Below are 10073 nucleotides of genomic sequence, written 5' to 3'. Positions count from 1 at the left end.
GCTCGACTTGCATGTATTAGGCACGCCGCCAGCGTTCGTCCTGAGCCAGGATCAAACTCTCCATAGAAAAGTTATCCTTAGCTTTTGTACGCTTTCGCTTCGTTCAGTTTTCAAGGAACATCTTTGCTTTTTTGCGACTTTTTTAATTTAACATATCGCTTTTTTTGTGTCAAGAACAATTTTCTTATATTTTTTATTGTCGCACTATAACAGCGACGCTTTAAAATATAACACGTTCTTTTTTAAAATGCAACCACTTTTTTTAAATTCTTTTTACATGTTTTCCGAACATATACACTCCTATTCCCACAATGATAAAAAAAGAGCCGATTGCTTGCGATAAATAAATTTTTTCACCTAACCATATATAAGCTAATACAATTGCTCCAATCGGTTCAAATAAAATAGCCATCGACACCATTGCAGCATTTACCCATTTCATCGCCCAATTAAAAAGAGAATGGCCAAACAATGTTGGGATTACAGCTAACAAAATAAAATAACTCCAGTCATCCACATCATATGAAAAAAATGAATATCGAAATAATACTACATATCCACTTAATACAATGGAAGCAATACCATAGACGATATACGTATATGTAATTAAGGAAAGTTGCTTTCGTAAATGTTGACCAACTAGCCAATAACCTGTTACCATAGCACATGCTATTAATGCAAGCATATCCCCATAAAGCGCTTTGCCACTTATTTGAAAATCTCCCCAACTAATAATGACACTACCTACAATTGCAAGTAGCGCACTTACCCATTCACTTATTGTCATTTTTTCTTTAAAAAAGAGAAACCCACCAACAAAAGCGAATAATGGTTGCAACGTCACTAAAACAACTGAACTTGCGACTGATGTGTAACGAAGTGATTCAAACCAAAGAATAAAATGAAACGCAAGCAACGTTCCAGATAGGGTAGCGAAAGCCCAATCTTTTCGATTCATCCCTTTTGTTTCTTTTCTGTGCCTTACAACAAACAGCGGTGTCATCAAAACAACTGCAAAAAAAAGACGATAAAAAGCTGTAACGGCTGATGGGGCATCTGTAAATTTTACAAAAATAGCTGATGTAGAAATTGAAAATGCCCCAATAATTAATGCAATATATGCTTTCATGCCCATCATCCTTTCGAATATACTTATTGAAAAAAGGGGGAGTGTCTCGTGGATGCTCATGTGTTTATGAAACTTGGAATCTCTGCCATCCTTGGACTTATTATCGGTTTAGAACGGGAACTAAAAAGAAAGCCAGTCGGTCTTAAAACATGTCTTGTCATTTCGATTGTGAGCTGCTTACTAACAATCGTATCAATCGAATCAGCATATACATTTCCAAAAGCCGAACATATTAACATGGACCCGCTTCGCCTCGCAGCCCAAATTGTATCAGGTATCGGTTTTCTCGGAGCAGGTGTTATTCTTCGTCGTGGAAACGACAGCATTTCTGGTTTGACAACCGCTGCGCTCATCTGGGGAGCGGCGGGTGTCGGCGTTGCTGTCGGAGCAAATTTTTATATTGAAGCCATTCTCGGTGTTGTCTTTCTTATCGCTAGCGTCGAGCTTATCCCGCTCGTAACAGCCGTTTTTGGTCCAAAACAACTGAGGGAAAAAGAACTCCTTGTCAAACTGATCGTATTAGACGCAACAAAAATTTCAGACGTAATACAAGTTATTAAACACCAAAATATTCGCATTAAAACCGTGCGCATTAAAGATTTAGATAACGGGAACCACTTCGTTGAATTGAAAGTATCTGTCGATCAAAAACGAGCAACAACAGATGTATACGAGTTTATTCATCAAATTCCTGCTATTCGTGGGGTGGATATCGAGAACTTTTAACTTGAAAATCATTATCATTTAAGCTAGCATATATGGTGAAACTTACAATCAAATCAAATAGGTGGCGAACTACATGTCCTCTATTATAAAAAATATGGAGCTTTGCTTTCTCATGCGCCAACTCTCAGCAAAGGACGAGCTCACTTTTCTTCATTCATATCGCGTGACAAAAATTGCTCTGTCTTTTGCTTCGTTTTTAAAATTAGCCGATGAAAAAAAACGTGAGCTTCAATTTGGAGCACTTATTCACGATATCGGCAAATTGCACGTTCCTGCTCATATTTTAATAAAAAAAGGGAATTTATCAGAAGAAGAATTTGCTGAAATAAAAAAACATCCGCTATTTGGCATACATATATTACAAAATTATCATGTTTCACCTGAAATTTCCCATATCGTTTTATATCATCATGAACGATGGGACGGAAAAGGATACCCACACAAAAAGAGAGGAGAGAATATTCCGTTTCTTGCTCGTCTCGTCGCTTTAGCCGATTCACTCGAAGCAATGACTGGTATTCGACCATATCGTGCACCTCTTACATGGGAGGACGCTTATAAGGAAATAGGAAAAGGAGCAGGTACACAATTTGATCCACGATTGACAACTTCCTTTTTGTTATGGATGGAAAATCATGTGATTCCAATTGAACAAAACACAGAAACAATCATACAAACAATCCCGATCATCTCATAACATCCATTGACGAAAAAACAAAATGTTTTTACAATAAGAGAGAAAAGGGGCATTAGCTCAGTTGGGAGAGCGTCGTGCTGGCAGCGCGAAGGTCACCGGTTCGAGCCCGGTATGCTCCATAAGAAAAACCCTTGCGTTGCAAGGGTTTTTTCGTTTTACTCCTCCGTTAATTCTTCCACTGGAACGATGTGGCGTTCATGTTCCCGCCCACGCATATGTACGGTAGCTGTGCGCCTTGATTCATCGTACCCATCAATCCAAACAGATTGACCATGATAAGATACACGAATATCGTCCGGCGAAGAAATGATTTGTTTCACGCGATTCATATCCAATATGACTCCCTCCTTTCATTTATATCGTTTGTTTTTATAAAGAAAAATATGTAAGAAATTGCACCATCTCGTCTACAATGAATAAAAACAGGAGGGAAAATAAATGAGATGGTATGAATTTCTCGCTTCATATTGGCGGCTTTCCCCGCTCGTACGCATCATTTTAACAATTACAACCATTATTTTTTTATTCGGGATCACTATTCATATCGTTGAACCAAAAACATTTTCAACCGCATTTGACGGCGTATGGTGGGCATTAGTGACAACGACAACGATTGGTTATGGTGATTTCGTACCGCAAACAACGGTAGGGAAACTTGTCGCCATCGCTCTCATTTTAATCGGTACTGCATTCGTCTCTGCTTATTTTGTCGCACTATCTGCCAAAGCCATTTCGAGAGAAAACGCTTTATCTGCTGGCGAACTTCCTTACACAAAAGGCAATCATGTCATTTTAGTCGGTTGGAACGAACGCATTCGCCAGCTGCTTGCTTTCATACCTTCTAACATGCCATGTCTCGTCATCGACGAGACACTAAAACGTTGGGATGTGCCAAAACATATTCATTTCATTAAAGGAAATCCGACTCATGACGATATATGGGAAAAAGCGAACGTGTTTGAAGCTCACACCGTCATCATTACCGCCAATCAACATAAAAATGAAACAGAAGCAGATTTAGCGTCCATCGTCACTCTTTTGACAGTAAAATCGCTTCATCCATCCGTATATACCATTGTAGAAATATTGACCACACCACAAGTCGATAATGCGAAACGTGCTGGAGCAGATAAAATTATTGAGACAAATAAATGGACAAGCTTTTTAATGGCAAATTGCCTTTCATCTCCAAGTGTGTTAAACGATATTGAGGAATTCAAAAAACATCCGTTAAAACGTTTAACTGTGCGCGAAGAATGGATCGGTATGTCTTTCGCCTCCATGCTGACTGAATTAAAAAAAGAAGATGTATTACTAATTGGTATTGCAAACGATCAACACATCGCAATTAACCCGCCATCGCATACAATCATTCAGTCGAAAGATGAGCTTATCGTATTAGTGCAATAGCCGTTCTTCTAAATCTTTGATTAGTGTTTTTGCCATTGCTACATATTGATTAGGCACCGTTGCATCCGGGTCTTCTGGTTCAGAAAACTGATTAAACGACGCAGTCACATTTCCAATATGCACGTTGTCGTCTAATCCGCGCTGATATTTATGACATAAGACGTATGGGCGTTTCAATTCAACTGTTGTTCCATACGAATCAAGCTGCCCATCTACAGCAACAAATGGAAGACGCAAAAATTGATAGCCGACATCATCTGCCATTTTATAATCAAACGAACCGTGATCATAATCCCAATTTCCACCGATTACGTAACCGAGCGGTTTTAATTGTTGTTCTAACACGTTTAACAAAAATGCTTTTCCTTCTAATCTAGACGGAATTTCAATCATGTTTATCACTCCTCCTCTGCTTGTATTATGTCCAAAAAAGAGCTTTCCCTGCATTCAAGGAAAGCTCTTTCTCGTTGCGAAACGACTGTAAACTATTGAAAATGTCTCACTTCAAAGACAATACCTCGATTACATTTTCTGTATGACTTCTCTTTACTTCAATCGTTTTTCAAGTTCTGCTTTTTTCTCTTCGTATCCAGGCTTGCCAAGAAGGGCAAACATATTCACTTTGTACGCTTCAACACCCGGTTGGTCAAACGGATTGACTCCAAGTAAATATCCGCTCATGGCGCACGCTTTTTCAAAGAAGTAAACGAGATAACCAAACGTATATTCATCTAAGCGCGGTAGTGTAACGACTAAATTCGGTACACCTCCATCTGTATGCGCCAACAATGTACCTTCAAACGCTTTTGTGTTGACAAAGTCGACTGTTTTTCCTGCTAAATAATTTAAACCGTCTAAATCGTTATCTTCTGCATCAATCGTCAACTCATGACGCGGTGTTTCTACTTTTAGCACCGTTTCAAACAAGTCGCGACGTCCTTCTTGCACGTATTGACCTAATGAATGGAGATCTGTTGAAAAGTTTGCTGAAGCTGGGAAAATACCTTTTTGATCTTTTCCTTCGCTCTCACCAAACAATTGCTTCCACCATTCCGCAAAATATTGTAATGCTGGCTCGTAGTTAATGAGCATTTCAATTGTTTTTCCTTTGTTGTATAGCACGTTACGCACCGCAGCATATTGATAAGCGATGTTTTCCTCTAACTCCGATTTACTGAAATCTTCGCGCGCTTGTGCCGCACCTTTCATCATCGCTTCAATGTCCGCCCCACTTACAGCAATCGGCAATAATCCAACCGCTGTTAAAACGGAGTAGCGTCCACCGACATCATCTGGAATGACAAATGTTTCGTATCCTTCTTCTGTCGCTAACGTTTTTAACGCTCCGCGCGCACGGTCTGTTGTTGCGTAAATGCGTTTACGCGCTTCTTCTTTTCCGTATTTTTCTTCAAGAAGCTTACGGAAAATACGAAAGGCAATCGCAGGTTCTGTCGTCGTTCCTGATTTCGAAATGACATTGATCGAAAAATCTTTCCCTTCAAGTAAATCCATGACATCGCGCATATATGTAGAACTAATATTGTTACCAACGAAAATAATTTGTGGCGTTTTCCGTTTTTCTGTTGGAAGCGCATTGTAAAATGAATGTTGCAACATTTCAATTGCTGCACGAGCGCCTAAATAAGAGCCACCAATGCCGACAACTAACAGGACATCAGAGTCTTCTTGAATTTTTTTCGCTGCTTGTTGAATGCGAGCAAATTCTTCTCGGTCATATGCGATAGGAAGATCAATCCATCCTAAAAAGTCGTTCCCTTGTCCTGTTTTTTCATGAAGCGCATGATGTGCTACTTTTACTGCGTCACGCAAATACGTTAGCTCATGTTCACCGAAAAAAGACAACGCTTTTGAATAGTCAAACTGAATATGCGTCATGTACGTTTCCTCCTCAATGATAGTATCCTCTTTCACTTTAGCGAAACAATTAGCGAGAATCAAGTTGACAGAAATGATGTAAACGGATTCATTATGACATTTTTCGCACTTTACAACGAGGCTTGTAAAATCGTCATGACATCGTGATGATGCAACTTTTTAAAATTGCCAAACGGCCCGAATGCCATTGCTTTTTCAGCGATAAGTGGCAATGAGTCTTCACCAATGTCATAATCGGCTAATCGGCTCGGAGCGCCTAAGCTATTCCAAAATGCACGAAGCTTTTCAATTCCTTCTAACGCGATTTCACGGTCTCCTTTCCCTTCTGGATACACGTTAAACACGCGAACAGCTAGTTGCTTAAACCGCTCGACATGTTCATCAAGCACATGTTTCATCCAGTTCGGGAATAAAATAGATAGTCCACCTGCATGTGGAATATCGTGCACCGCTGATACAGCATGCTCAATATTGTGCGTTGCCCAATCGCCACGTAGCCCCATGCGTAAAATCCCATTTAAAGCCATCGTTCCACAGTATAAAATCGTTTCACGATGATCTACATTTTTTAAGTCTTCGATAAGTTTTGGTGCTGTTTCAATAACCGTTCGTAAAATCGCTTCACACATTCGATCTTGTAGTGGTGTATTTGGGGCATGATGGAAATATTGTTCTAATACGTGTGACATGATATCAACGACGCCGTATACTGTATGATCTTTCGGAACAGTTGTTGTATACATAGGATCTAAAATCGAAAACTTTGGAAAAACAGCTGGGCTACTCCAACCGTATTTTTCTTTCGTGTCCCAATTAGTAATGACAGAATTTGCATTCATTTCTGACCCTGTCGCAGCTAACGTTAATACCGTCCCGAGCGGGAGAGCCTGCTGGACCGTTGTCTTTCGCGAAATAAAATCCCAGGCGTCTCCATCGTATAAGGAACCAGCTGCGATCGCTTTAGCACAATCGATGACACTTCCGCCACCAACCGCTAAAATGAAATCAACGTTTTCTTTGCGACATATGTCAATACCTTTTTGCACCGTAGATAAACGTGGGTTTGGCTCAACTCCTCCTAACTCCGACCAAGACTTGTTCAATGAACGCAAAATAGATACGACATCATCATATACTCCGTTTTTCTTAATACTTCCCCCACCGTATACAATTAAAATGTGTTCATACGCAGTGAGTTCTTTCTTCAATTGCTCAATTTGTCCCTTACCGAAAATTAATTTCGTTGGATTATGAAAAACGAAATTTTCCATGTTGATCCCTCCTTCCTTTCATTATTTCCAAAAGAAACAAATAAGTAAAGAAAATTGTATTTTTTATGTATACTTCTCTAACAATGATTCATTCTATAAATGAATACGATGTTTTAAAGGAGGATGAACATGAGTACGTTACAACGAATCGCACTATTGCTTACTGTTATTGGAGCACTTAACTGGGGGCTCATTGGCTTTTTCCGCTTTGATCTTGTTGCAGCCATTTTTGGTGGGCAAGCATCAGCATTTGCTCGCATTGTTTATGCTCTCGTCGGCATTGCAGGGCTCATTAATCTCGTACTTCTGTTTAAACCGACGGAAGAGCTCGGACGTACAGAGCCAAAAATGTCAAGAACATAAACATAAACGAACAACTCACCGATCGCTCGGTGAGTTGTATTTTTTCTTAGCTTCCGCAATCCATTTTTCAAGTTGGATTTTTAACGGTTGAAATCCTAAAGGGGTCTCGATATGTGTTGTGTCATGATCGACGTCCCGTAACGATAAGCTAATTCGCTTTGTTTTTTCATCAATAGCGATAATTTTTACCCGAACAGACTCCCCTACATTTACATAGTCATAAATATTTTTTACATACCCATCGGTAATTTCCGAAATATGAATAAGCCCTTGTGTTCGTTCATCAAGCGATACAAATATACCGTATGGCTGTATTCCTGTGACAATGCCAGTAACGATCGCACCCTCTTTCCAATTCAAATGAAACACTCCTCGTTTTTTGAAAAATTGTAACATAATTCGCTTAAAAAGTGTTAATTTTGTAGGTGAGTATAAATCAGAACATGGTATGATAAACATGTAAACGAATTTCGGAGAGGTGGGAGAATAAATGAGCACAATTGGTGAAAATATTCGCATGTACCGTGAACAGCGAAATATGTCACAACAAGAATTGGCGATGAAAGTTCGTGTAGGGGTAGCGACGATTCAAAAATATGAGTCAGGTGAGCAAGTTCCTGACACGCCAACGATTTTAAAACTTTGTACTGCTCTTGATGTTCCTGCATCAGAACTGTTAGAACGGGCAGATTTATCCAACTCATCTAGTCTTGACCCAGAAATTGAATACTTAATTAAAGAAATTGGCATTAAGCGCGCAAAACTCATTTTACGAAAAGCAAAAGAATTTAGCGAGGAAGATTTTTTGCGCGTCATGCAAATGTTATATGAACTCAAATACAATAAAGAAAGCTGACGATCGTGTCAGCTTTTTTATAGTCGCTCAAGAAATCGCTTCATGCGCCGAATGGCCTCCTGCAGCTGTTCGAGCGATGATGCATATGAACAACGAATATATCCTTCTCCACTTGCTCCAAACACATGGCCAGGAACAACAGCAACTTTTTCCTCTAACAATAAACGCTCAGCAAACTTTTCTGATGTCATGCCTGTTGACTGAATGGACGGAAATGCATAAAATGCTCCACCTGGCATATGACAGGAAAGGCCAATTTCATTTAATGATTGAACAAAAAAGTTGCGTCGTTGTCGGTAACTTTTTTTCATTTCTTCGACATCTCCTGCTCCGTTTTGCAACGCTTCAATAGCTGCATATTGAGCCATCGTTGGGGCGCACATCATTGTATATTGATGAATTTTTAACATGGCTGTCGCTAAATCTTTCGGTGCCGCGATAAAACCTAGTCGCCATCCCGTCATCGCAAATCCTTTTGAAAATCCATTAATTAAAATCGTCCGTTCTCGCATATGTGCAATGGCAGGAAAGCTTGTGTATTGTTCGTCGTAACATAACTCCGCATAAATTTCATCTGAAATGACAAGCAAATCATGTTTTGCTACGATGCGTGCGATTTGTGCCAGCTCTTCCCTATTCAGTACCGTTCCTGTCGGGTTGTTTGGAGAACAAATAATTAATGCTTTTGTTTTCGGTGTCACGACTTGTTCAATTTGTTCAGGCTGAAGCTTAAACTGATGTTTTCCACTCGTTTGAATTGAAATTGGCACACCTCCTGCTAACGCAACAAGCGGTGCGTACGAAACGAAACTCGGCTCAACAACAATGACTTCATCCCCCGGATTCAAAATCGCTCGAAGAGAAACATCAAGCGCCTGACTTGCTCCGACCGTCACAATAATTTCATTCGCTGGATCGTATAATACTTCAAAACGACGCGCTAAATAATCGCTAATTTCTTTTCGTAATTCCCATAAACCTGCGTTTGCTGTGTATGATGTATATCCTTGTTCTAATGATAAAATACAAGCTTCTCGTACACTCCAAGGGGTAATAAAATCTGGCTCACCAACCCCTAGTGAAATGACTCCTTCCATGCTTGCTGCTAAATCAAAAAAACGACGAATACCGGATGGTTGTAAACGCGACACGGTATCAGATACGTACGTCTTCGTCTTTTGCATCACGGAGCCACCACGATTCTTCGATCTTGATCACCTTGTTCGAATACGGTGCCATCATGTTTATACTTCTTCAAAATAAAATGAGTTGTCGTTGAAATAACGGAGTCAAGCGTTGATAATTTTTCAGAAACAAAATGAGCGATCTCAGACATGGAACGTCCTTCAATAACAACCGATAAATCATATGCACCCGACATTAAATAGACGGATTTGACCTCCGGGAAGCGATAAATACGTTCTGCTACTTCATCGAATCCGACACCTCGCTTTGGTGTTACTTTCACATCAATCATAGCCGTCACACCTTCATGCCCATCAACTTTTCGCCAGTCAACGATCGTTGCATATTGCACAATGACTTTTGCTTCTTCTAGCTTTTTTATAATATGCTCCACTTCCGAAACAGAAAGAGACACCATTTTCGCCATTGTATCGATCGGCAATCGTGCGTGTTTTTCTAGCAGTTCAACAATTTCAAGTTCTTTTTCACTTAGCTTCATATGAATCCCCCCTGCCATAAATTTTCACATAATTTAGAAAA

General features: G+C 39.8%; 13 protein-coding genes, 1 tRNA gene and 1 rRNA gene. 6 read left to right on the top strand and 9 right to left on the bottom strand.

Annotation, left to right across the window (positions count from 1 at the left end; translation table 11 throughout):
- Nucleotides 1–67, bottom strand: a 16S ribosomal RNA gene (locus tag HNQ82_RS11980); the annotation flags it as partial.
- A 195-nt stretch (nt 68–262) separates the two neighbouring features.
- A complete protein-coding gene (locus tag HNQ82_RS11975) occupies nt 263–1129 on the bottom strand; it encodes a DMT family transporter (protein ID WP_246349030.1) in 867 nt (288 codons plus the stop codon).
- Nucleotides 1130–1177: 48 nt separating this feature from the next.
- On the opposite strand from HNQ82_RS11975, the gene HNQ82_RS11970 reads away from it, so the two are divergent.
- The 3 genes from HNQ82_RS11970 to HNQ82_RS11960 all read left to right on the top strand — a co-directional run bounded on the left by HNQ82_RS11970 (nt 1178) and on the right by HNQ82_RS11960 (nt 2671).
- Nucleotides 1178–1855, top strand: a complete 678-nt coding sequence (locus HNQ82_RS11970) for an MgtC/SapB family protein (protein ID WP_183249885.1) — start codon at nt 1178–1180, stop codon at nt 1853–1855.
- Between the two features lie 112 nt (nt 1856–1967).
- A complete protein-coding gene (locus tag HNQ82_RS11965) occupies nt 1968–2552 on the top strand; it encodes an HD-GYP domain-containing protein (protein ID WP_246349027.1) in 585 nt (194 codons plus the stop codon).
- 46 nt (nt 2553–2598) lie between these two features.
- Nucleotides 2599–2671: transfer RNA gene (locus HNQ82_RS11960), tRNA-Ala, on the top strand.
- A 36-nt stretch (nt 2672–2707) separates the two neighbouring features.
- Here the strand turns inward: HNQ82_RS11960 and HNQ82_RS11955 are convergent.
- A complete protein-coding gene (locus tag HNQ82_RS11955) occupies nt 2708–2887 on the bottom strand; it encodes an H-type small acid-soluble spore protein (RefSeq protein ID WP_183249881.1) in 180 nt (59 codons plus the stop codon).
- Nucleotides 2888–2990: 103 nt separating this feature from the next.
- Here HNQ82_RS11955 and HNQ82_RS11950 point away from each other — a divergent pair, with 103 nt between their 5' ends.
- Nucleotides 2991–3962, top strand: a complete 972-nt coding sequence (locus tag HNQ82_RS11950) for a potassium channel family protein (RefSeq protein WP_183249879.1) — start codon at nt 2991–2993, stop codon at nt 3960–3962.
- On the opposite strand, the gene HNQ82_RS11945 is transcribed toward HNQ82_RS11950, so the two are convergent.
- The 3 genes from HNQ82_RS11945 to HNQ82_RS11935 form a co-directional block, all read right to left on the bottom strand.
- A complete protein-coding gene (locus HNQ82_RS11945; protein WP_183249876.1) occupies nt 3951–4355 on the bottom strand; it encodes a YugN-like family protein in 405 nt (134 codons plus the stop codon). The genes HNQ82_RS11950 and HNQ82_RS11945 overlap by 12 nt on opposite strands.
- Nucleotides 4356–4508: 153 nt before the next feature.
- Complete coding sequence (locus HNQ82_RS11940; RefSeq protein ID WP_183249874.1) at nt 4509–5858, bottom strand: glucose-6-phosphate isomerase; 1350 nt, start codon at nt 5856–5858, stop codon at nt 4509–4511.
- A gap of 110 nt (nt 5859–5968) precedes the next feature.
- A complete protein-coding gene (locus tag HNQ82_RS11935) occupies nt 5969–7129 on the bottom strand; it encodes an iron-containing alcohol dehydrogenase (protein ID WP_183249873.1) in 1161 nt (386 codons plus the stop codon).
- A 129-nt stretch (nt 7130–7258) separates the two neighbouring features.
- Here HNQ82_RS11935 and HNQ82_RS11930 point away from each other — a divergent pair, with 129 nt between their 5' ends.
- Nucleotides 7259–7492, top strand: a complete 234-nt coding sequence (locus HNQ82_RS11930) for a DUF378 domain-containing protein (RefSeq protein WP_004892293.1) — start codon at nt 7259–7261, stop codon at nt 7490–7492.
- A 15-nt stretch (nt 7493–7507) separates the two neighbouring features.
- Here HNQ82_RS11930 and HNQ82_RS11925 read toward each other — a convergent pair whose 3' ends face one another.
- Nucleotides 7508–7852, bottom strand: coding sequence for a CvfD/Ygs/GSP13 family RNA-binding post-transcriptional regulator (locus HNQ82_RS11925; RefSeq protein ID WP_183249871.1), 345 nt, complete (start codon nt 7850–7852; stop codon nt 7508–7510).
- A gap of 130 nt (nt 7853–7982) precedes the next feature.
- On the opposite strand from HNQ82_RS11925, the gene HNQ82_RS11920 reads away from it, so the two are divergent.
- Complete coding sequence (locus HNQ82_RS11920) at nt 7983–8348, top strand: helix-turn-helix domain-containing protein (protein ID WP_009362214.1); 366 nt, start codon at nt 7983–7985, stop codon at nt 8346–8348.
- 17 nt (nt 8349–8365) lie between these two features.
- Here the strand turns inward: HNQ82_RS11920 and HNQ82_RS11915 are convergent, their stop codons facing one another.
- Entirely contained in the window at nt 8366–9532 is a 1167-nt protein-coding gene (locus tag HNQ82_RS11915) for an aminotransferase (RefSeq protein ID WP_183249869.1), read from the bottom strand.
- Nucleotides 9532–10032, bottom strand: a complete 501-nt coding sequence (locus HNQ82_RS11910) for an Lrp/AsnC family transcriptional regulator (protein ID WP_032101094.1) — start codon at nt 10030–10032, stop codon at nt 9532–9534. The genes HNQ82_RS11915 and HNQ82_RS11910 overlap by 1 nt, the downstream gene beginning before the upstream one ends.
- Nucleotides 10033–10073: the final 41 nt, after the last annotated feature.

The organism is Anoxybacillus tengchongensis (assembly GCF_014201585.1).
Classification (GTDB): domain Bacteria; phylum Bacillota; class Bacilli; order Bacillales; family Anoxybacillaceae; genus Anoxybacillus; species Anoxybacillus tengchongensis.
This window is presented reverse-complemented; position numbering and strand designations above follow the sequence as displayed.